At 61.4% G+C, this 21817-nt stretch carries 21 protein-coding genes; 8 read left to right on the top strand and 13 right to left on the bottom strand.

Annotated features, from left to right (window positions below):
- Positions 1 to 706: 706 nt before the first annotated feature.
- On the top strand, positions 707 to 1717 hold the full coding sequence (locus NKJ89_RS10625; protein ID WP_023832783.1) for an IS110 family RNA-guided transposase: 1011 nt from the start codon (positions 707 to 709) through the stop codon (positions 1715 to 1717).
- A gap of 564 nt (positions 1718 to 2281) precedes the next feature.
- Here the strand turns inward: NKJ89_RS10625 and groL are convergent.
- The 11 genes from groL to NKJ89_RS10680 all read right to left on the bottom strand — a co-directional run bounded on the left by groL (position 2282) and on the right by NKJ89_RS10680 (position 14263).
- Positions 2282 to 3946: a chaperonin GroEL gene (groL, locus tag NKJ89_RS10630; RefSeq protein ID WP_352565742.1), complete on the bottom strand. Its 1665-nt coding sequence runs from the start codon at positions 3944 to 3946 to the stop codon at positions 2282 to 2284.
- A gap of 64 nt (positions 3947 to 4010) precedes the next feature.
- Complete coding sequence (gene groES / locus NKJ89_RS10635) at positions 4011 to 4307, bottom strand: co-chaperone GroES (protein WP_019863563.1); 297 nt, start codon at positions 4305 to 4307, stop codon at positions 4011 to 4013.
- 430 nt (positions 4308 to 4737) lie between these two features.
- Entirely contained in the window at positions 4738 to 5721 is a 984-nt protein-coding gene (gene bioZ, locus NKJ89_RS10640; RefSeq protein ID WP_352602225.1) for a 3-oxopimeloyl-[acyl-carrier-protein] synthase BioZ, read from the bottom strand.
- Complete coding sequence (locus NKJ89_RS10645; RefSeq protein ID WP_352602227.1) at positions 5718 to 6983, bottom strand: adenosylmethionine--8-amino-7-oxononanoate transaminase; 1266 nt, start codon at positions 6981 to 6983, stop codon at positions 5718 to 5720. The genes bioZ and NKJ89_RS10645 overlap by 4 nt, the downstream gene beginning before the upstream one ends.
- On the bottom strand, positions 6983 to 7618 hold the full coding sequence (gene bioD, locus NKJ89_RS10650) for a dethiobiotin synthase (RefSeq protein WP_352550907.1): 636 nt from the start codon (positions 7616 to 7618) through the stop codon (positions 6983 to 6985). Before bioD ends, NKJ89_RS10645 begins: the two co-directional genes overlap by 1 nt.
- Complete coding sequence (locus tag NKJ89_RS10655) at positions 7615 to 8766, bottom strand: 8-amino-7-oxononanoate synthase (RefSeq protein ID WP_352602229.1); 1152 nt, start codon at positions 8764 to 8766, stop codon at positions 7615 to 7617. The genes bioD and NKJ89_RS10655 overlap by 4 nt, the downstream gene beginning before the upstream one ends.
- On the bottom strand, positions 8763 to 9761 hold the full coding sequence (bioB, locus tag NKJ89_RS10660) for a biotin synthase BioB (protein WP_352602439.1): 999 nt from the start codon (positions 9759 to 9761) through the stop codon (positions 8763 to 8765). Before bioB ends, NKJ89_RS10655 begins: the two co-directional genes overlap by 4 nt.
- Positions 9762 to 9860: 99 nt before the next feature.
- Complete coding sequence (gene nadC, locus NKJ89_RS10665) at positions 9861 to 10715, bottom strand: carboxylating nicotinate-nucleotide diphosphorylase (protein WP_352602231.1); 855 nt, start codon at positions 10713 to 10715, stop codon at positions 9861 to 9863.
- Positions 10715 to 12256, bottom strand: coding sequence for an L-aspartate oxidase (locus NKJ89_RS10670; protein WP_352602233.1), 1542 nt, complete (start codon positions 12254 to 12256; stop codon positions 10715 to 10717). Before NKJ89_RS10670 ends, nadC begins: the two co-directional genes overlap by 1 nt.
- Entirely contained in the window at positions 12253 to 13227 is a 975-nt protein-coding gene (gene nadA, locus NKJ89_RS10675) for a quinolinate synthase NadA (RefSeq protein WP_352602235.1), read from the bottom strand. Before nadA ends, NKJ89_RS10670 begins: the two co-directional genes overlap by 4 nt.
- Before the next feature lie 67 nt (positions 13228 to 13294).
- Complete coding sequence (locus NKJ89_RS10680) at positions 13295 to 14263, bottom strand: NUDIX hydrolase (protein ID WP_352550898.1); 969 nt, start codon at positions 14261 to 14263, stop codon at positions 13295 to 13297.
- Between the two features lie 170 nt (positions 14264 to 14433).
- Between NKJ89_RS10680 and panB the strand changes: the two genes are divergently transcribed.
- The 7 genes from panB to NKJ89_RS10715 all read left to right on the top strand — a co-directional run bounded on the left by panB (position 14434) and on the right by NKJ89_RS10715 (position 19710).
- A complete protein-coding gene (gene panB, locus NKJ89_RS10685; protein WP_352550896.1) occupies positions 14434 to 15294 on the top strand; it encodes a 3-methyl-2-oxobutanoate hydroxymethyltransferase in 861 nt (286 codons plus the stop codon).
- Positions 15291 to 16154: a pantoate--beta-alanine ligase gene (panC, locus tag NKJ89_RS10690; protein WP_352550894.1), complete on the top strand. Its 864-nt coding sequence runs from the start codon at positions 15291 to 15293 to the stop codon at positions 16152 to 16154. Before panB ends, panC begins: the two co-directional genes overlap by 4 nt.
- Positions 16155 to 16248: 94 nt before the next feature.
- Positions 16249 to 16974, top strand: a complete 726-nt coding sequence (locus tag NKJ89_RS10695) for a LuxR family transcriptional regulator (RefSeq protein WP_352602239.1) — start codon at positions 16249 to 16251, stop codon at positions 16972 to 16974.
- A gap of 93 nt (positions 16975 to 17067) precedes the next feature.
- Positions 17068 to 17700 (top strand): acyl-homoserine-lactone synthase, encoded by a 633-nt coding sequence (locus tag NKJ89_RS10700; protein WP_352550890.1) that lies wholly within the window; start codon positions 17068 to 17070, stop codon positions 17698 to 17700.
- A 22-nt stretch (positions 17701 to 17722) separates the two neighbouring features.
- Positions 17723 to 18097, top strand: coding sequence for a transcriptional regulator domain-containing protein (locus tag NKJ89_RS10705; protein WP_352550888.1), 375 nt, complete (start codon positions 17723 to 17725; stop codon positions 18095 to 18097).
- A 67-nt stretch (positions 18098 to 18164) separates the two neighbouring features.
- The gene (locus tag NKJ89_RS10710; RefSeq protein WP_352550887.1) at positions 18165 to 18566 is read left to right on the top strand and encodes a DUF2285 domain-containing protein; all 402 of its coding nucleotides are present in this window, start codon (positions 18165 to 18167) and stop codon (positions 18564 to 18566) included.
- 169 nt (positions 18567 to 18735) lie between these two features.
- Positions 18736 to 19710: a hypothetical protein gene (locus NKJ89_RS10715; RefSeq protein ID WP_352602241.1), complete on the top strand. Its 975-nt coding sequence runs from the start codon at positions 18736 to 18738 to the stop codon at positions 19708 to 19710.
- A gap of 429 nt (positions 19711 to 20139) precedes the next feature.
- Here the strand turns inward: NKJ89_RS10715 and NKJ89_RS10720 are convergent, their stop codons facing one another.
- Both NKJ89_RS10720 and NKJ89_RS10725 read right to left on the bottom strand, forming a co-directional pair.
- Positions 20140 to 20382, bottom strand: coding sequence for a helix-turn-helix domain-containing protein (locus tag NKJ89_RS10720; RefSeq protein WP_352602243.1), 243 nt, complete (start codon positions 20380 to 20382; stop codon positions 20140 to 20142).
- The gene (locus tag NKJ89_RS10725; RefSeq protein ID WP_352602245.1) at positions 20375 to 20896 is read right to left on the bottom strand and encodes a cyclic nucleotide-binding domain-containing protein; all 522 of its coding nucleotides are present in this window, start codon (positions 20894 to 20896) and stop codon (positions 20375 to 20377) included. The genes NKJ89_RS10720 and NKJ89_RS10725 overlap by 8 nt, the downstream gene beginning before the upstream one ends.
- Positions 20897 to 21817 lie beyond the last annotated feature (921 nt).

Genomic DNA, 21817 nt, shown 5'->3' on the forward strand with positions numbered 1-21817 from the left:
GGCAACCGGAACTCGATCGCTTCCGTTGTCCGCGACTTAGCGAAACGCTTGTCCGCGATTTACTGAAACGGCTGTCCCAATTTAGCGAAATCCGCAGACACGTCGCTGGAGGTTGGGCGCAAGGCCACCCACGCCTGCTCCGATGCCCTCCAGGGCAATGGTCTGAGACCTGGGCTCAAGCCCTTCGGCGAGGAGGATGAGACGCCGCTGGAGCTCTCGTGCAAGCGCTGCCACGCCCGCTCCGAGGCCCCACAAGGCCGAAGCGCAGTCGTCGGGGTCACGAGGCCTCTCGGCCACGACGACGAGACGCTGCTGGAGCCCGGTTGCAAGGGCTGCCACAGATGGCCTGAACCTGGATCCGCCTTTCTTGAGGCGTTGCGACTATCATCGCGGCGACACGCAGCTCTTGATTTGTGTGCGACATCCTCAGCAGATCCATCGGGCTGAGCCGCTCAGCAATATCAACGAGAATGTCCAGCGGCAGATCAAGGATACTCAGAGGAGGAAACGCTTGATCTTGAGGCTCAGACCGCGTCTGCTCCACTATAGAACAGGATGATTCACCGGGTCCTTCAACGCCAGCCGCCGGTCCGATGAGAGAATTGTCCCTGATATCACGCTCGATTGATGGTGTGGATGGCTCCTGCTCCCGGCGTCGCATTGCGCCATAGTTGGGATGTTGTCGTCCCGAGCAAAGGAGCCATCCATGTCAGAACTTGCCACAGTTGGCATCGACCTCGCAAAGAGTGTCTTCCAGATCCATGGTGTCGATGGGAACGGTCGGGTTCTCGTACGCCGTCAGCTTCGCCGCAGCCAGTTGCTGGTGTTTTTCCAGAAGCGTCCACGATGCCTGATCGGCATGGAGGCTTGCGCAGGTTCTCACGATTGGGGGCGCAGGCTTCTGGAGATGGGGCACGACGTCCGGCTGATGCCGCCCTCCTATGTGAAGCCTTACGTGAAGCGCGGGAAGACGGATGCTGCGGATGCGGCCGCCATCTGTGAAGCCGTGACACGCCCCTCCATGCGGTTTGTCGCCATCAAGAGCGAAGCCTGCTCGTCGGTTCTGGTTCTTCACCGCACGCGAGACTTTCTGGTTCGCCAGCGCACGCAGATCGGCAACGCGATCCGGGCCCACATGACGGAGTTCGGCGTCATCGCGGCGAAGGGCGCGCAGAACGTCAATCGACTGAAGGATCAACTGGATCAACTGCCGGAAGTAGCTCGAATGCCTGTGAGTTTGCTCTTCGATCAGTTGGCCGAGACGGACAAGCGGATCGAGCGGCTGACCGACGAGCTCGAAGAGACCTACGCGCAAAGCGAGACAAGCCAGCGTCTAGCCACAATCCCAGGTGTGGGGATGCTGTCGGCGACGATCATCGCGGCGACGACGCCGGATGTCGACAATTTCGGCAGCGCAAGGGACTATGCCGCCTGGCTCGGCCTCACTCCCAAGCCGCACTCCACCGGAGGCAAGCAGAGGGTGGGCCGGATCTCGAAGATGGGCAATCGTTATATCCGACGCTTGCTGTATCTGGGCGCCATGGCGCAGATCATGCTCAGATGCAGACTCAAGCGCGAGCCGAGCTCGGACTGGCTATCGGGCATGCTGATGCGAAAGAAGACGAAGATCGTCGCCGTCGCTTTGGCGCATCGCATGGCACGAACAATATTCGCCGTCCTGAGGGACGGATCGCGTTACGAGCCGCAGTCAGCCTGACAGGCTCTCGGAATGGTCAGGGCAAAGTGAGGTGATGGCGAACAAACGGAGACGAAGAACCAGGACACCCCGATTAATCCGAAGCGCCTCGAGCGCGCTCGATTGAGTGGGACCTGTTCTCCAAGCGGATATTCATCAGGGCGCGCAGCGATCCCGTTGCACATTCAGACGCCGTATACATGGCCGCAACCGACCTGTTCACCAAACCCGATCCGATACCCTTGACCCGCAGGAGCCATCCATACATGGGTTAAATGCCGAGATGGGCGCCTTGCCACGCTCCTCAATGCCCCTCATGATTCAGCGCCTATAGCTACCAACTGAATGAATCATCGTGATTGTCGCGCAGCGGAATCCTCAAGGATCGGGCAGTTCGTAGGGGGCGCCGGTTTGACCAGGTTGAGCCCGCGAATTGCTCGATCGGACAAGATCCTAATTCTCGACCATGCGGTGAGGCTCGAACGAGATCCTCGGGACGCACTCCAAGTTGTCGATCATGTTCGGCACACAAGGAAAGGGCGGCATTGCTGCCGCCCTTTCCGCTGTAGGTTGATAGGGGCTGGATTAGAAATCCATGCCGCCCATGCCGCCCATGCCGCCCATACCGCCGCCGCCCATGCCGCCAGGCATGCCGCCGCCAGCCGACTCCTTCTTCGGAGCCTCCGCGATCATGGCTTCGGTGGTGACGAGCAGGCCGGCGACCGAGGCCGCGTCCTGGAGGGCAGTGCGCACGACCTTGACCGGATCGACGATCCCCATGGCGATCATGTCGCCATATTCGCCGGTCTGGGCGTTGTAGCCGAAGGTCGCGCCCTTGTTCTCAAGGATCTTGCCGGCAACGATCGATGCTTCCGCACCGGCGTTGGCCGCGATCTGGCGGGCCGGAGCCTGCAGCGCACGACGCACGATGTTGATGCCGGCGGCCTGGTCGGCATTGACGCCGGTGACCTTGATGTCGGCCGAAGCGCGCAGCAGGGCAACGCCACCGCCAGCAACGATGCCTTCTTCCACGGCCGCGCGGGTGGCGTTGAGGGCGTCATCGACGCGGTCCTTCTTTTCCTTGACTTCGACTTCCGTCGCGCCGCCGACGCGGATCACCGCAACGCCGCCCGCGAGCTTGGCCAGACGTTCCTGCAGCTTCTCCTTGTCGTAATCCGAGGTGGTCTCTTCGATCTGCTGCTTGATCTGGGCGACGCGGCCCTGGATCTCGGCCTTCTTGCCGGCGCCGTCGACGATGGTGGTGTTCTCCTTGGAGATCGACACCTTCTTGGCGCGGCCGAGCATGTTGAGGCCGACGTTCTCGAGCTTGATGCCGAGGTCTTCGGAGATGACCTGGCCACCGGTGAGGATGGCGATGTCTTCCAGCATGGCCTTGCGGCGATCACCGAAGCCCGGCGCCTTGACGGCGGCGATCTTAAGGCCGCCACGCAGCTTGTTGACGACCAGCGTGGCGAGCGCCTCGCCTTCGACGTCTTCCGAGATGATGAGCAGCGGCTTCGAGGTCTGCACGACGGCTTCGAGGACCGGCAGCATCGCCTGCAGGTTGGAGAGTTTCTTCTCGTGCAGGAGGATGTAGACGTCCTCGAGCTCGGCAACCATCTTGTCGGCGTTGGTGACGAAGTACGGCGAGAGATAGCCGCGGTCGAACTGCATGCCTTCGACGACCTCGAGTTCAGTCTCGGCGGTCTTGGCTTCCTCAACCGTGATGACGCCTTCGTTGCCGACCTTCTGCATCGCTTCGGCGATCATCTTGCCGACCGACTCGTCGCCATTGCCGGCGATCGTGCCGACCTGGGCGACTTCCTCGGAGGTCTTGATCTTCTTGGCAGCCTTGCCGAGCGCCGCGACGACTTCGGTCACGGCCAGATCGATGCCGCGCTTCAGGTCCATCGGGTTCATGCCGGCGGCAACGGCCTTGTTGCCTTCCTGGACGATCGACTGCGCCAGAACGGTCGCGGTTGTGGTGCCGTCACCGGCGATGTCGTTGGTCTTCGAAGCAACTTCGCGGATCATCTGCGCGCCCATGTTTTCGAACTTGTCGGAAAGTTCGATTTCCTTGGCGACGGTGACCCCGTCCTTGGTGATGCGCGGTGCGCCGAACGACTTGTCGATGACGACGTTGCGGCCCTTGGGACCGAGCGTGACCTTCACCGCGTCGGCGAGGATGTTGATGCCGTGAAGCATGCGCTCGCGGGCATCGCGGGAGAATTTTACGTCTTTGGCAGCCATTTTTTTACTCCTGGGCATTTCGCCCGAAATTCAGATTTGATCGCGAAGGAAAGGCGCCGGCGTGTCAGCCGATGATGCCCATAATGTCGGATTCCTTCATGATCAGAAGGTCTTCGCCATTGAGCTTGACTTCGGTGCCCGACCACTTGCCGAACAGGATGCGGTCGCCGGCCTTGACGTCCAGCGGGACCAGCTTGCCAGCTTCGTCACGAGCGCCGGAGCCGACGGCGATGATCTCGCCTTCCTGCGGCTTTTCCTTCGCCGTATCCGGGATGATGATCCCGCCGGCGGTCTTGGATTCGGATTCGACCCGGCGTACGACCACGCGGTCATGCAGCGGCCGGAAATTCGACTTTGCCATTTTTGGATTTCCTTGGTGCGGATGTTGAACGGTTCTCCGTTGCCGGAGCGTGCTTAGCACTCAGCCGAAGCGAGTGCTAACGCGGCAATGAGATAAGCCGCAGGCTCCTGCTAGTCAAGACGGAAGAGCAAAGAGCAAAGAGAAAAAGAGCAGGCAGCAAAGAGAAGAGAGCAAAGAGCGTGTAAGCATCGAGCCTTTTATGTGAACAATGTCGGGTATCGGACATATATGGGGCGGCTCACCCTCAGTAATTGAGCTGTATTCGGATGGCACGATTGGTGCAACGGGTGATGCATTTGAACTCATCCAGAGGCTCGCACGCGTCGTGCTGCGTCAGCTCGGTCATGTCGAGCTTCAGAAGGCCATTTTGGCATTGGTTCTGTTGCCCTATCGCCATTCATGACCAGTCGTGCGCCCGTGAGCCGGCCGGCTAGATTCCAACCACGAGAGCGCCGCCGCTGAGACCCGCACCCGCCGCCGCCAGAAGGATTTTCTCTCCAGGCTGGAATGGCTCCGTCTGGTTGGCGAGCGAGAGCGACAGCGGGATCGTCGCGGCCGAAGAGTTGCCGTAATCGGCAATCGTCTTGACAATTGCCTGGTCCGCGATGCCGAGGTTCCTCCCGACCGCATCGAAAATCCGAGTATTGGCCTGATGCGGCACGAACCGGCCGACATCGTGTGGCCGCACTCCGGCAGCGGCTAGCGCGCTTATCGAGCAATCGGTCATCATCTCGACGGCCTTTGCGAACACTTCGCGGCCGTCGGTCATTGTCATTCGGGCTTGCGCGAGATCGAGGTCACCGTGGAACGGCTTGTTGCTTCCTCCTGCGGGAATCTGGATCAGCCCGTATCGCGAGCCGTCCGAATCCACCGCGGCACCGAGAATGCCCCGATCAGCATCATCGCAGGGACCGATCACGAGGGCGCCGGCGGCATCGGCAAACAGGACCGAGCTTGCGCGCTCGGCTGGATTGATGCGGCGGCTGAGGATATTGGCGGCGATAATAAGGCTCGCTTTGCCGTGCAGGCGGGTAAATCCGTCCGCAAACATGAGCGCATAGATGAAGCCGGCGCAGGCGCCGGTCAGATCCACCGCGCCTGCGCGGCCAAGGCCAAGCTTGTGTGCGACCAGCGGCGCGCTGGGCGGCAGAAGATGGTCGGGCGTCGAGGTGGCAAGCAGCAGCAGACCGATGTCGTGGCGCGCAATGCCGGCGTTCGCCAGCGCCATGTCGCCGGCCTGCGTAGCAAGACCAGACAGCGTGTCTTCGTCGGTTGCCCAGAAGCGCGACCGTATCCCGGTACGCCTTTCGATCCAGCCTGGATCAAGACCGAGATTGCTCTCGATTTCGGCATTCGTCACCTTTCGCCGAGGCGCATGATGGCCAAACCCGAGAATGCGCGACGACTTGCTCATGGCCTGGACCCGAAGCGTTCGCCCGCCTCCTCAATGGCGTCATAGAGTCGCTCGAGCTCGTCGCCGGTGATGCAATAGGGTGGCAGAAGGTAGAGGACATTGCCGAGCGGGCGCACAAGTAGTCCTCGCTCGAGGAAGAAAGCGCGCAGTTTCGGTCCGATCTCGGCGAGATAACCTGCGGAACCGGTTCGCAGGTCGAGCGCCGCGATCGTGCCGGTCGCCCGGCAGTCGGTGAAGAAGCTGTTGTCGCGAAAGCGTCGAAGCCCGGTGGCCTGCATTGCGCTCAAGGCCGCAATGCGCTCGGCCACCGGCTCGTCCCGCCAGATCTCGACATTGGCAAGTGCTGCCGCGCAGGCAATCGGGTTGGCAGTGTAGGAGCTCGAATGGAAAAACGTCTTCTTCCGGTCCTCGGAATAATGAGCCTGGAAGATGGCATCGGTGGCAAGCGTTACGGCCAGCGGGATGGCGCCGCCGGTCAGGCCTTTCGAGGTGCACAGGATATCTGGAGAGATCGATGCCTGCTCGCAGGCGAACATGGTTCCGGTCCGCCCCCAGCCGGTCATCACTTCGTCGGCGATCAGCAGCGTGCCGGAGGCCTCAGTGATCTTCTTCAATTCGGCCAGAACTGAAGCCGGATACATCAGCATGCCGCCGGCGCCCAGCACCAGCGGCTCGACGATTAAGGCTGCGGCTCGTCGATCGCGGGTCACAGCCTCTAAACGATCCAGCGTCTCCTGCTCGCGCCCCGCTGCCGGAAAGGGGATGGTGTCGACCTCGAACAGCAAGGGTTCGTAGGCGGCGTTGAACACGCCACGCGCACCGACGCTCATCGTGCCGATCGTGTCGCCATGATAGCTGTGATCCATGACGACGATGCGCGAGCGTGGGGCGCCGATGTTGCGGAAAGAACTGAGTGCCATCTTCAGCGCTACTTCGACCGAGGTCGAGCCACTGTCGGAATAGAACACCCAGTCGAGTCCAGCGGGAGCGAGGCCGACAAGCGCCTTGGCCAAGCGCTCTGCCGGCTCGTGCGTGAAGCCCGCAAAGATAATCTGGTCGAGGCTCGACGCGGTTGTCTCGATTGCCTTCATGATGCGGGGAGGGCGGTGGCCATGTGTGACGACCCACCAGGAGGAGATGGCGTCCAGGATGCGGGCGCCGTCGGCCCTGCGGAGATAGGCGCCTTCAGTCCAAACGATTTCTGGGATCGCAGGCTCGAGCGCGTGCTGGGTGAAGGGATGCCAGACATGGGACTGCGACATCAGTCACCTCCAGTAATCGAGGCGAAGGCGAAGCCGGCAATCATTGCGTCCCTCAGTGTTTTGCCCGTCAGCACATCGAGGTGCGGCAGCCTGCCGAGCTGCGGCGCACCGCTGAATTCCACGATGGTCCGTTGCGTATCGGCCATCTCATCGCCGATGAAAGCGATGCCCGCCAACGGGATGGAGCGGGCGCGGAGCGCCTCGACCGAGAGCAAGGTGTGGTTGATGGTGCCGAGCGTGGTGCGGGCGCACAGAATAACGGGCAGCCGCCATTCAGCGAAGATGTCGATGAACTTTGTGCGCCGGTTGAGCGGCACCATCAGGCCGCCGGAGCCTTCGATGACGAGCGGCGTCGGTAGGACGGGAAAGTTAAGATCGTCAGCCTTGATCGCGACGCTGTCGATCTCGGCCGAACGATGCGGCGACAGCGGGCTCCGCAAGCGGTAGGCTTCGGGCAGCACGCGCTCTGAGGGCAAGCCGGCAAGCCGCGCGACCACCTCGCTGTCGGTCTCGCCGTCGAGGCCCGATTGCACCGGTTTCCAGTAAAAGCCGTCGAGCAGACCGGCGAGCCCAGCCGCAAACACGGTCTTGCCAACTCCGGTATCCGTTCCGGTGATGACGATGCGTTGGGTCATATCGCCTCCGGTGATGTTTGGGCCAACACCTCGACCAGCGCCTCGACCATGGCGGAAATGTCGGCTTCGCCAATATTGAGCGTCAGTGAGATGCGCAGCCGCGACGTGCCCTCGGGCACGGTCGGAGGACGAATACCGCGTATGTCGAAGCCGCGGGCCTGCAGGCGCGCCGCCACTGCCATGGTGCGCCTGACATCGCCGATTACTAAGGGCTGGATCTGCGAGCCACTTGGTGTCACACCCCAGCGATTGACCAACTGGCCGGCGCTGGCGACGCGTTCATGCAGCTGAACACGCCGCATAGGCTCGTCGGCGAGCATTGCGAGTGCCTCGCGCGCCACGACCGCCATCAGTGGCGATGGCGCGGTCGCGTAGATGAATGGCCGGCAACGGTTGATCAGATACTCGCACAGTGTCCTCGGCCCGGTCACGAGCCCACCAGATGCGCCGAGCGCCTTGCCGCAGGTGTGGAGCGCGACGATGTTGTCGCGGCCCTCGAAAGCGGCGGCAAGCCCCCGGCCCTCCGGTCCCCAGACGCCGGTCGAATGCGCCTCGTCAATGACGATGAATGCGCCGTGCCGATCGGCAAGCGCGACCAGGCTCTCCAAAGGCGCGCAGTCGCCATCCATGCTGTAAAGGCTTTCCACCGCGATCCAGACGCATCCCATGCCGCCTGCGGCCCGCCAACGTGTGATCGCATCCTCAACAGCGGTGGCATCGTTGTGCGCGGCCAGCACGAACTGTGCGCGCCCGGCCTGCGCACCCTCATGCATGCTGGCATGGGCGAGCTCATCGAGAACCAAAAGATCGCCCTTCTGCGGCAGGGCACTTAGCAGAGCGAAGTTGGCGATGTAGCCGCTGCCGAAGAACAGCGCGCGGTCGGCTCCAAAGAATGCCGCCGCGTCTGCCTCGAGCTGCTCGTGTTCCGGTGCATTGCCGCGCAACAGCCGCGACCCGGTGGCGCCAACCGGCGTGCCCCGCGCAATCGCCGTCACAACAGCATCGCCAAGTCTCCTGGACGAGGCCAGCCCGAGATAGTCGTTCGACGAGAAGTCCAGCCCGGCGCGGGGCGAAAGCGTCCGCAGCCGGTCCTTGCGCGCCAGCCTCTTCAAGGTCGCATCATAACTGGCAAGCGGCGCCCCGTTCATTGCGCTTCGAGTCCCATCGGCTCGATGCCAAGGCGCCGGAACAGCAGGGTATCCTTGTCCTCACCGGGATTGTCCGCCGTCAGCAGCGTGTCGCCGACGAAAATCGAGTTGGCGCCGGCAAAAAAGCACAGCGCCTGCATCTCGTCGGTCATGGCCATACGGCCGGCGGAGAGACGGATATGCGATTTCGGCATCATGATGCGCGCCAGCGCGATCACGCGCACGAATTCGATCGGCTCAATGGGCTTGGCATCGGCAAGCGGCGTGCCGGCGATCGGAATCAGCATGTTGATCGGAACGCTTTGCGGATGTTCCGGCAGATTGGCCAGCGTCACCAGCATGTCGATCCGGTCCACCGGCTCCTCGCCCATGCCGATAATGCCGCCGCAGCAGACCTTGATGCCAGATTGGCGAACGTGCTCGAGTGTCTCGAGCCGCTCGGCGAAACTCCGCGTGCTGATGACCTCGCTGTAGTAGCGTTCCGACGTATCGATGTTGTGGTTGTAATAGTCGAGACCCGCCTGCTTCAGACGAGCGGCTTGCTCAAGATCGAGCATGCCCAGCGTCATGCAGGTCTCCATGCCCAGCGCCTTGACGCCCTCGACCATCGCCACCATCGCATCCATGTCGCGCGCTTTGGGGTTCCGCCAGGCGGCTCCCATGCAATAACGCGTGGCGCCGGCGTCACGCGCTTTCTTCGCCTCGGCGACGACGCGCCTGACCTCCATCAGCTTCGACGCCTTCAGGCCGGTCTCGTGATGCGCCGACTGGCTGCAATAGCCGCAATCCTCCGGGCATCCGCCCGTCTTGATGCTGAGCAGCCGGCTGAGCTGGACCTTGTTTGGATCGAAATTCTGGCGGTGCACGGTCTGCGCCAGGAAGAGGAGATTGTTGAAGGGGGCATGGTAAAGTGCCTGAGCCTTTTCCAGGGTCCACGCTCCAGTGTCAGGGGATTGAGCCTGTGGCGATGTCTGCGTTGAACTTGCCGTTTGCATGTCCATGCTGTTCCTCCGGTCTGTCTTGCGGGGTCTTGCTATCTGACTGTCGACGATCGGAGAGGACAGTTGACCAAATCCTGTTCGTTACTCAGACAATCATGAGCCCCGATGGTCGAGGCCGATATCCAGGATCGGCGCGCTGTGGATGAGTCGGCCGACCGAAATCAGATCAACGCCGGTCGCGGCAACCGCTCGCGCTGTATGGGACGTGATCCCGCCAGAAGCCTCGGTGATAGCGCGGCCACCGACGATTGCGACGGCGCGGCGAAGATCGGGGAGGGACATGTTGTCGAGCAGAACCGCATCGGGAGCGAAGCCAAGTACCTCCTCCAACTGGGCCAGAGTATCGACCTCGACTTCGATCTTGACGAGATGACCGGCCGCTCTTCGTGCTCGCTCGAGCGCTGGGCGGACGCCGCCTGCGATGGCGATGTGGTTGTCCTTGATCAAAATTGCATCGTCCAGGCCGAAGCGGTGATTGGACCCGCCACCTGCGCGCACGGCATATTTTTCGACTGCCCGCAATCCGGGCGTCGTCTTGCGGGTGCAGACGATCTTCGCGCCATATCCACGAACCGCAGCGACGATCGATGCCGTTGCTGTGGCGATGCCGCTCAGATGGCACAAAAAATTGAGTGCCGTCCTTTCGGCTGTGAGAATGGCCCGGGCCGGGCCAACCACTGATGCAATGACCTCTCCATCCACGACATTGCAGCCGTCTGCCCGCTCCACGGAGATTTCGACACCAGGATCAATCAAGCCGAAAGCGAGCATCGCCAGATCGATGCCGGCGACAACTCCGGACTGTCGCGCCACGAACACGGTTCCCGCTTGGTATTCCTTCGGGACGATGGCGTTCGTGGTCAAGTCGCCGGCTCTGCCAAGGTCTTCAAGAAGAGATGCCCGTACAAGCGGCTCAAGCAGGACCGTGGGGAGCGGTGAGAGCATCATCACTTTGCACCTTCGGAGCTTGGCGAGTGTCCGAGTTCCCGCGCAGCCGCCAAGGCGGCTTCGAGGGTGATTTCGGACCGTCGGGCGGCAGTCGCATGATGAGGAAAATCTGTCCGGTAGTGAGCGCCGCGGCTTTCTTCGCGCAACAAGGCGGCAACCGCGATCATTAGCCCGACAGCCGCCGGATCCGAGACCCCGTCCTTGCTTTCGGCGAGCGGCAATAAGGCACGCGCGGCTGCTTTCAACCCTTCACCGTCCCGGACGATGCCGAGAGCGCGCGACAGGAAAACACGCACGGGTATCGGAGCGGGCGGTGGGTAAACGTTCGCAAACGCAGGTCTTGTTCTGCGAGCAGGCGTTCCGGCGACACTTTCAGCGACCCAGCGGGCGCACACGATTGCCTCGGTCAAGGAATTGCTGGCGAGCCTGTTGGCGCCATGCAGTCCTGTCGAAGCGACTTCGCCGCAGGCCCACAGCCCCTCGACGGAGGTCCTGCCAAAGCTGTCCACGGCAACGCCACCCATATGGTAGTGTTGGGCCGGACGAATGGGGATGAGATCGCGCGCGGGATTGATGCCCGCTCCACGACAGGCTGATGCGATTGTCGGGAAATGTCGAGCGAATGCCGGGCCTGGCCGTTGTCGGGCATCGAGAAAAACATGGTGGCCGTCCGCAAGATGGTTCCACACGGCGCGGGCCAAGACATCGCGAGGCGCAAGTTCCGCCCCGGGCACGCTCTGGAGAAAAGCCTGGCCGGTTTCATCGATCAGGGCAGCACCTTCGCCTCGCACAGCCTCGCTGACCAGCGCCATAGGGCGTTCTGGGCCGTCAAGGGCGGTCGGGTGGAACTGGATGAATTCGAGGTCGGCTAGGACAGCTCCAGCGCGGGCCGCAAGCGCAAGGCCTTGTCCGCAACTGCCCCAAGGGTTCGTGGTGTCGAGAAACAGTCCCCCGATGCCACCGGTGGCGAGGACGACCCGCCGTGAGCCGAAGAAGAAAGGTCCGATCGAACAGCTCGCCCAGACGCCTCGGATCGCATTCTCTCGCACGGCCAGCCGGCGTGCTTCCACGCCCTCCACGACAACTATCGACGGAGTGGAACGCACAGCCGTGATCAGGGCACGCATGATCTCACGCCCGGTGCCGTCCCCATGCGCATGAACGATGCGACGTCGGCTGTGTGCGGCCTCCAATCCGAGGCACAGTGATCCTTTCGGCGTGCGGTCAAAGGGAACCCCAAAGCCCGCAAGCCCCTCTATCGCCTTGGGCGCGGCTTGGAGGATGCGGCTCGCCACGTCTCTGTCGCAGAGACCATCCCCGGCGGCAAGCGTATCGGCCAGGTGCATTGCCGGATCGTCGTCTTCGCCGAAACTTGCAGCCAGACCCCCCTGTGCCCAGGTGCTCGAATTGTCAGCTCCCAGCAGCGACCTTGACAGAAGAAGCACCGGCTCCGGCGACAGTTGAAGCGCGGTCATCAGTCCGGCGATGCCGCCGCCGATGATGATCGGCCGCCCGAAGAAGCTGCGGAGGTCGGCGCTCAAACTGCCAGCATCCGTTCGACCGCAAGCCGCGCGCGCCCGGCGATCCCGGGTTCGATGGTTACGACATGGTGGTTCTGCTCGAGCGCCGTGCGGATGTTGGCAAGCGTGATCCGCTTCATGTGCGGGCACAAATTGCAGGGCCGGATGAACTCGACCTCTGGGTGCGCTAACGCGACGTTGTCGCTCATCGAGCATTCCGTCATCAGCACGACACGTGGCGGCCTTTGCCTTTCGACATAGTCGGACATGGCAGCCGTCGAGCCGGAAAAATCTGCTTCAGCCACGACGCCGGGCGGGCATTCGGGATGGGCGAGCACGACCAGGCCGGGATGGCTTTCGCGCAACTCGCGGATGTCGGCCGGTGTAAAGCGCTCATGCACCTCGCAATGACCTTTCCAGGCGATGATCTGCACATCGGTCTGGGCGGCGATATTCTGGGCCAGATATTCGTCCGGCAACATGATCACCCGGAGAACCCCCAGGGATTCGACGACCGCCTTGGCGTTGCCGGATGTACAGCAGATATCCGACTCGGCTTTCACTTCGGCCGACGTGTTTACATAAGTGATGATCGGAACGCCGGGATAACGCTGGCGCATCAAGCGCACGTCTTCTGCCGTGATTGATTCCGCCAACGAGCAACCGGCGCGGAGATCCGGAATGAGCACGGTCTTGTCCGGATTAAGGAGCTTGGCCGTTTCGGCCATGAAATGGACGCCGGCCAGCACGATGACTTGCGCCTCGATCGTCGCAGCCGTGCGGGCTAATGCCAAGCTGTCGCCGACGATGTCGGCCACGCAATGGAAGATCTCGGGCGTCTGATAGTTGTGCGCCAGGATGATGGCGTTGCGCTCGCGCTTCAGTACAAGGATCGCCTCGATATCCTCGGCGAAAGCCGGCCATTCGATCGGCGGGATCACTCGTCGGACGTGCTCGTAGAGCAACGCGGCCGTAGGCAGCATGGCGCTCATCGACCCCCTCCCGCTTATACTCTAATTGAAAATAACCAGCATATACTTGCTGTGAGTATAAGGGATGTCAACCCCGCGCCAGCGGCAATTTTGTCCCGGCGATGAGCCTATCGTCGAGAACGGCGTGGCGGAAACGGAAAAGCTTCGCTGGCCGGCCGCCGGTCTCGGTGGTGGCCTCTCCGGTCTCCTCGACCAGCTCCTGCTGTTCGATCAGTCGGCGAAAGTTCGGCTTGTGGATGAGCCTGCCGGCGAGCGCCTCCACGGTTCGCTGCAGCTGCAAAAGCGTGAAGACCGGCGGCATCAGCTCGAAGACGACCGGCCGGTATTTGATCTTGGAGCGCAGCCGCGCAATGCCGGTCGCCACGATGCGGCGATGATCGGCGACCATGGACTTGCTGGGCACCAGCGGAGGGGGCGCCGCGTCCCGCCCTCTTACGGCCTCTTGGACCAGGCCTGCTTCGTAGACTAACTCATAGCGTTGCAGCGTGAGTTCCTCGTTCCAAAGGCGGTCGTCGAAGCCAAAGGCTATCGTCGCCCGCTGCCAGCGTTCACGTCGCGTGGCCGCATCGCGGACGCCGTTTGCCCATTCAATCAGGCGTGGTCGCAGAACGTCCAGCACGACCGGAGGCGTGCCGGAGCGGTGGTCCTCCCATGGAAAATATTCATACCAACTCTGCCATCCGCACTTGGGCGAGCCCGCTGCCTGTTCCTTGCGGGTCAATGCAAGATAGCTGATGGAGATGACGCGCTGCTGGCGCTCGGCGCCGATGCGATCCCGATCAGCGAACGTGTAAAGTTGCTCAATGTACCCCAGCCGATGGCCGGTCTGCTGCTCGACCCACCCCCTCAAGCCGGATTGCAGCGATCGGTGCTCAAGCGCAAAGGGACCGGAGGGCAAGGTGTCTGCCTGGCCGATGGTGAGGACACAGGGTTCACTGTCGTTTACGGCGACGACAAGGGCGATCAGGTCCACTTTGACGTCGTCGGCCTTGAAGGCGGCTCTGTCTTTCCTGAGTCGTATTGCCTGATCGTCCATGTTCGCGAATTAGTTGGCCAGCTCGGGGGACCTTAATCGATTTAGTGTAAGCGCGCCTGTCGGCACGTCAACACCCCACAGCTGCACGGGCATTTTTAGCTCTTCGCACCTGCACAAAAATGTGCCAAAGGCGACACCCGCGGTTGGTAACGTAGGGGAAGGAGGATCCATTGAGCGCGTTTGGTGACACCAAGGCGATCACACCGCCGGATATTCGTTCGCGCAAAGGTGGGACGCCGCTCGTCTGCCTTACCGCCTACACCACCCCAGTCGCCCGGCTTGTCGATCCCCATTGTGATGTGGTGCTCGTCGGCGACAGCGTCGGCATGGTTCTCCACGGCCTGCCCTCGACGCTCGGTGTCACGCTGGAGATGATGATCACGCACGGCCAGGCGGTGCGCCGTGGCATCAAGCAGGCGCTGATGGTGGTCGACCTGCCGTTCGGTTCCTACGAGGAAAGCCCAGAGCAGGCTTTCCGAAATGCTGCGCGCGTCATGTCGGAGACCGGCTGCACGGCCGTCAAGCTCGAAGGCGGCGAAACGATGGCAGAGACGATCGGCTTTCTCGCCGCACGCGGTGTGCCCGTCATGGCTCATGTCGGCTTGACGCCGCAGGCCATCAACACCATCGGTGGCTACCGCGTGCAGGGCAGGGGCGGGGATGCCGAGCGCATCAGGCGCGACGCAATTGCAGTGAGCGAAGCGGGCGCCTTTGCGGTCGTCCTGGAGAAGGTTCCTGAAGCGCTCGCCCGCCGGATCACCGGGGAGGTGGCGGCCCCGACCATTGGCATCGGTGCCTCGGCAGCCTGTGACGGCCAGATTCTCGTCGTCGACGACATGCTGGGCCTCTTCGGCGACTTCCGACCCAAATTCGTCAAGCGCTATGCTGAACTGGGGGAGGCGGCTGCGGCTGCGATCGCTTCCTATGCGCACGAGGTGAAGGAGCGCCAGTTTCCGGCCGCCGAGCACGTGTTTGCCGATGCGCCCAAGCACGCCGGCACGCAAGCCACCAAGAGCGGAGAAGCAGCGTGAGCGTGCCGATCGTCAGGAGCGTTGACCAGCTTCGCGAAATCGTCGCCGCATGGCGCCGCGAGGGCGTGAGGATTGCCGTGGTGCCAACCATGGGCGTCCTGCATGAGGGCCATCTCAGCCTGGTGCGCGCTGCACTCGAGAAGGCAGACCGTGTGATCGTGACGCTCTTCGTAAACCCGAAGCAATTCAACAGCCAGGCCGATCTTGCCGCGTATCCGCGCACCGAGGACGAGGATGCCGCCAAGCTGGCACCGCTTAGAGCGCACCTGCTTTATGCGCCAGATGCAGAGGAGATGTATCCGGCGGGCTTCGCCACCACCGTTTCGGTGTCCGGTGTAAGCGAGGGCCTGTGCGGTGCCTTCCGGCCGGGACATTTCGATGGCGTGGCGACCGTCGTCGCCAAGCTCTTCCTGCAGACCAGCGCTGACTTCGGCTTCTTTGGCGAAAAGGACTTTCAGCAAGTTCACCTGGTCAGGCGCATGGCCCGGGATCTGGATATTCCAATCACCATTGTTGCCTGTCCGACAGTCCGTGAAGCCGACGGTCTTGCGCTATCATCGCGCAATGTGCGGCTCTCGCCAGCGCAACGCGCTGTTGCTCCCAAGCTATCATCGGTCCTGCTCAAGACGGCTGAGTGGCTTGGGCGCGGCTCACCCGTCCTGCCAACGCTTGCAGAATCTCGCGCAGCAATTCTGGCTGCAGGCTATCGCGAGGTCGAATACCTGGAACTTCGCGAGGAGGCAGATCTGCACCCGATGACAAGCCTCGATCGACCGGCACGGTTGCTTGCCGCCGCCTGGCTCGGCGGCACACGTCTCATAGACAATGTCAGACTATTTCGGATTGGTTCAACAGATTAGCCACGTTCTCGGCGCGCGCTGTATCCGTCCGGGATCGTCTAAAACAAGATCTCTGCTTGGCATCGAGCGATTACGGAGGTTGCGCACAGGGCAAATGCATCGCGTGTTTGAGAACTTCGTCGAGCAACTGTCTGCAAGTGTTGATGCTGCCGATCTCAGTGAGGCAATGGCTTCCGCTGCAGCCGGCTTCGACTTTCCGCTATTCGCCTATTTCACTTACCCGTCGGCCTCCGGCGACGCCCCCCAATTGATCTCAAACTATCCTTCATCCTGGACATCACGTTACCTGCAACAGCGGTACCACAGTCTTGATCCGGTCATCCTGCGCGGGCTGCAAGGCTGGGATACATTCGATTGGGGTGTGGATCGCGCTCGGCACTGTCTGCCGAATTCGCAGCAACAAATTCTGGAGAGTGCGGCTGAGTTTGGCATCTGCGGCGGCCTAACGATGTCCATGCATGATCATCTCGGCCGGTTTGCTGCCTTGACCTTTGCTTCCGACGAGTCCCGTCCGCCTCTGTTGCGGTCACTGGCACGTTACGAAAAAGCATTGCAGCTGGTGGCCATCAACTTTCATATCCATGTCCGGCGCAGGCTCGCCGATGATCGCGTGGTGGATGGTGTAACGCTCACCCCGCGGGAGTTCGAGTGCCTGAAATGGGCGGCGCGCGGCAAGTCGGCTTGGGATATCAGCCAGCTTCTCGGCGTCTCAAAGCGCACCGTGACTTTTCACTTGGAAAACGCCAAGGCAAAGTTTGGCGTTCGAACGATCAACCAGGCCGTTGCACGCATGGCTGCCTCCGGCCAGACGAGATCCTGATTCTTCAGCCACGATACCTGTAAACCTCTACAGGCTGCATCGCTGTCAGCTTTGCCCTTCGATGGCGGGAACACATCCCACATGGAGGCGACCATGATGCAACTGATAACACCAGACTTTTACAACGAGTTTGCAGGCGAACTCAAAGAGATGCACGGGCTCAGGTTTCGGGTGTTCAAGGAAAGGCTCGATTGGGAAGTTGATACCGAAGACCAGATGGAATCCGATTCGTTTGATGCTCTGAAGCCCGTCTATCTGCTGCTCAAAGGATCCGACTGGCGAATTCGCGGTTGCGTGCGTCTTCTGCCCAGCACCGGACCCACAATGTTGCGCGACACGTTCCCGGTGCTTCTGGGTGCTGACGTCGTGCCTTCGACCACCGACATATGGGAGAGCAGTCGTTTCGCGCTCGATCTTCCTCCGTCGACGCCCAAGGCTGCGGGCGGGCTGGCCCAGGCGACCTACGAGCTCTTCGCGGCCATGATCGAGTTCGGCTTGGCCAAGGATCTGACCCGGATAGTAACGGTGACGGATACGCGCATGGAGCGGATCCTCCGCCTGGCTACGTGGCCATTGTCACGCATCGGACAACCCAAGTCCGTCGGCAAAACGGAGGCGGTGGCTGGATTTCTCGAGATTTCTCACGCGAGCCTTTTGCGCATCCGCAGCAGGGGACGTCTGAGTGGACCGGTACTGTGGCAACCGGTTCTGGGCCCGTCAGCATAGCGCCATAGTGGACACCTGAGCCATGAAGGATGCTGGTCTGTCCAAGGAAGCGACGGTCGGTCTTGTATGCTGGCCGGACTGGCGGCGCCAGGACGCTTACCACTACGCCAGACGATTGCCACGCACTGGCTGGGCCTGGGAGTTTCTTCGGCGCAATCCACAATTCCAGCGCGACCACGCCAAAATGGCACCGTCCGCCTGCATTGTCGGACCCCAAGGCGACATGCAGATAATCGAGTTGACGACAGGATCAGCTTTCCTAAGACAATGGAGCCTTCTTTTTCGCGGACGCGCCACAGTCGGACGCTACAACGGCAAGGGTCTTTTGGGATCCGCGCGATTGCGCCTGTATTCTACGAGCGGCCGCGGAGCCGCTTGGGCTCGACCACGATTTTGAACCGCTTCAACTTTCTTCGCTCTCATGCTGCAAGGACATCCTGCTGACAGCTGCGGGCGTGCAGCACGTGCTGCTGAGAGAGAACTGCCGGAGTCTGCAGATCGCCGTTTCCGGTGCGTCCGTCCTCGGCCCGTTGCGGCTATATGTCGACGCAATCGTTCAGCCGCAGCACTTCAAGTTCCATGTCGCTGCCCTTCAGTTCCTCAATGACGTCAACGGTTGCGGCCGCCTGTCAGTTGCATGCTTTCCGCCGGAACACCGCGGAGCGCGTCTGCGCATCGTACTCCAGGCCTTGGATGGCTCGCTTGCGGGGGCATCTCATCAGGAGGTCGCCATTGCTTTGTTCGGGAGATGCCGTGTCGAAGAAGATTGGCGTCATCCAGGTGGCCATCTTCGCGATCAGGTACGTCGCGCCATCCAACGTGGCCGCTACCTGATGGGCGGCGGCTACAGACAGTTCCTAAGGTAATTGGGGTGGTTGTGATTGTCTTACTCGCGCGCAACCTCCATTGCTCACTGCAATTGTGCGTTGCACAAAACGTGGCAAGCGCCTAGTTCTTCCGCGGCGAATCGGGTTTCGGCGAAGCACTGAGACCCAACGCTTCGTCGATAAGTGCATTCATGCCCTGAGGATCCCGATGACCGTTATGAACCCCGACAAAGCCGGCGCTGCAAGCCTTGAGACAATCGCGCGAAACGGCAGCATGCTGCGTCGCATAGCTGTACGCATTCCGACCTACCTGTCGGATCTTCGCGAGAACCCGGCGTGGCTTCCCATGTTCATGTTGGCGCGCACCATGCCGGCACGGAGAATGCACTGGCGTGGTGCAAAGCCGGTCCGAAGGTCGCAAAGAGCCGTGGGCACGATGTTTGCCGGTGTCAATTGCCACGACGTTGTCGACGCGCTGCGGATGGATGGGCTTTTTCCCGGCCTCGTCCTGCCAACAATGGTGGCTGAAGATGTAGCCGCATTCGCCAGGTGCACACCTTGTTTCGGCAATTTCGATCGCCGACTCGAATTCATGCCGGCGGAGCATGTGGAGGCTGAGGCGCGGTTTGGCCGTCCGTTGCTCAGCGGCCATTATTTCGAGCGCATTCTGGGCTGTAAGTCGGCCGTTGCCATCCAAAACGATCCGCTGCTCATGGATGTCGCCGCGCACTATCTCGGCGGCCAGGCGACGCTGATCACTACGCGCGTCTGGTGGAGCTTCCCGACCGGCCAGGCCTCCGACGCCGACAAGAACCTGGCTTCGCTCGGCAAATACCACTTCGACCTGGACGACTGGCGGATGCTGAAGTTCTTTTTCTATCTGGTGCCCGTCGACGAGGGGACCGGCCCGCATATCTATGTTCGCGGCAGCCATAATCGCCGCGCCCTCAAGCACCAACTTACGCTTGTCGTCGGCCATCCCGCGCAAGAGATTCTGGACGTCTACGGCAAGCAGAGCCCGGTCACGCTGACCGGCGAGGCCGGTTTCGGTTTCGTCGAGGATCCGTTCGGTTTCCATATGGGCACCGTGCCGGCGCACAGGCCACGGCTGATGATGGAAGTTGGCTTCGGCGTTTCTCCTCCATCGCGCCGCCGCTTCCATGGCGAGCCTGTGATCCGCTAAGGCTATGCGGCTGGCGCAATGAGTCTCGCCATTGCTCCAGCTAGCGCATCAGTGCCTGTTTAATCGAGGTTAGATGGCAGTGCGCCCAAGAGATCCTCCTCGGGATCGCCTGCCGCGCGAAGCCTCAGATGCTCTTCGAAAACCTCCTCTACGGACCGAGTCGTCTCGGGTCTCCTTTGGAGTGGCCGGAAGGTGGTGCACAGCCGTATCGTGCTTCGGGATCCTGAACGAATGCGAGCGGCGGCTTGTTCCTCGCGCGGCGCATGCAGCGGTGCCGGCATGACAGCTTCGTCTTGGATCCCGATGCTCGGCAACGTCGGCGGTGAAGGCTCTGTCTAGGCGGCTTACCCGGACATGACTCCAATGCAGGAGATCGACCATCTCCTGTTCGAGCACATTCGTTGGCGATCACCGTCGCGGCGCCTGCGATCAATGCAGTTGGCTGATTAGCCGACCGTATTCGGCTTCAGCCCTGCCATATGACCCATCTGCCAGCGCAATTAGACGCGCGCGATCAAGAATGACTACCTCTCCTCGCATTGAGCGTATCAGACCTTGGCCCTCCAAGGTTTGCAGCGCTATGGTGACGCCGGGCCGCCTGACACCGAGCATAACTGATAAGAACTCGTGCGTAATCGCAAAGCTGTTCCCCTCGACGCGATCATCACACATCACCAGCCATCTTGAGAGCCTGTCGACTATGTTTCATCCGGGCATTGCTGAGCGCGGTGAAGCTTGCCTGGAGGTGAAAGTAGTGAACGTAGCGGAGCAGAAAGGTTCGCAGGGTTGGGCTTGTCAGAAGCGCCTTGGTGAAGAGGCCCGCGTCGATAACAAAGGCTCGGGCTTCTAATTGGACGTAACAATCGTGCGTTGACCGGTCATCGCCCATGATAAGCGCTGAGCCGGTCATACCCTCACAACCTATGATTCCGATCTCAGCTTCAATACCAGGCCGCAGTTCGCCCACCACTGACCCGAGACCGCTCTCGAAGAAGTACACGGTTCTGATTGGAGACCCCGCCACTTCGAGATGCGTCTGCAGTCCAAGGGAGACGCTTTCCAAATGAGGTTGCAGCAAGGCCAAATCTGCCGAGCACATTCGAAGCAGCAGCGAATTGCGATAGATGGAATTTTGGCGGGTGTCGCATTGCGCGGCAGTGTGAGTTTGTGAACTGGAGTCTGTCATAGCTCCCTCTCCCTATTGGGGCGGAAGCATGTTGATCGCTCACAGCCGACGGACGCCCTTAGAGTTGCCGCCGATGGCACACTGTATGCCTGCGGACCGCGGATGTCCCATTTTTAATCAATTACGTTAATCGGCCCGAGCCAAGCTTTGGCGCGCCCGCGCTAACGCGGCATTCAGATACTCCAGAAATTCGTCATCGCTTTTCGTTGACAAGCCGACTTGTCGAGCGCGAGTCACAATGCGCTCCTGGAGTGAAACCGCTGTCTCATAGTGGTCCACGATCATCTGAAATGAAGCCCTCATTGGGGCGGACTCAAAGAGCTGTGCCATTGTGGCAATGTAGTTCCACGAAGATGAGAGTCCATGCGGCCGCCGCTTGGGTAACAATCGTACAATATACCTAAGACTGGCCGCGCTCTTTGGTTATCCTCCCAGAAATCCGTAGCCTCGCGAGGCGCAGCTTCTCTTCGCCCTTCGACCTCGTGACACGGCCGACCAGTCCCGGCTTCAGCCATTCGGCCTTGTTCTTCTTATGCTCCTTCGGGACCGGGCCGCCGACCTCGCCCTGCACACGATTCCACAGCGTTTGCCTCTTGTCGGCTTTGAAGGCTACTACCGCCCGCCCTTGTAGGGCCGCTTTCAGCCATGATCACCTCGGGGCGCTGAACGAAGCGCGTGATTGTCGACTCTGTCGGTCGTCGCAGCCGCTTACGGAGGCCTCACCGCAGAGGGCGATGCGCACTCCGGCTCGACGTCGTCGTCTAAGCGCGGTCGCTCTGGGTCTGGCGTTATTCATCAGCAGCGCTCATGGCCAAGAATCCTGCGACCCTAACTACACAGGCGCCTGTGTTCCAATCGCCAGCGATGTCGACTGTTCCTCCGGAAAGGGCAATGGTCCCGCATACGTACACGGGCCGGTCT

This window comes from Mesorhizobium sp. M0047 (genome assembly GCF_040323315.1).
GTDB lineage: Bacteria > Pseudomonadota > Alphaproteobacteria > Rhizobiales > Rhizobiaceae > Mesorhizobium.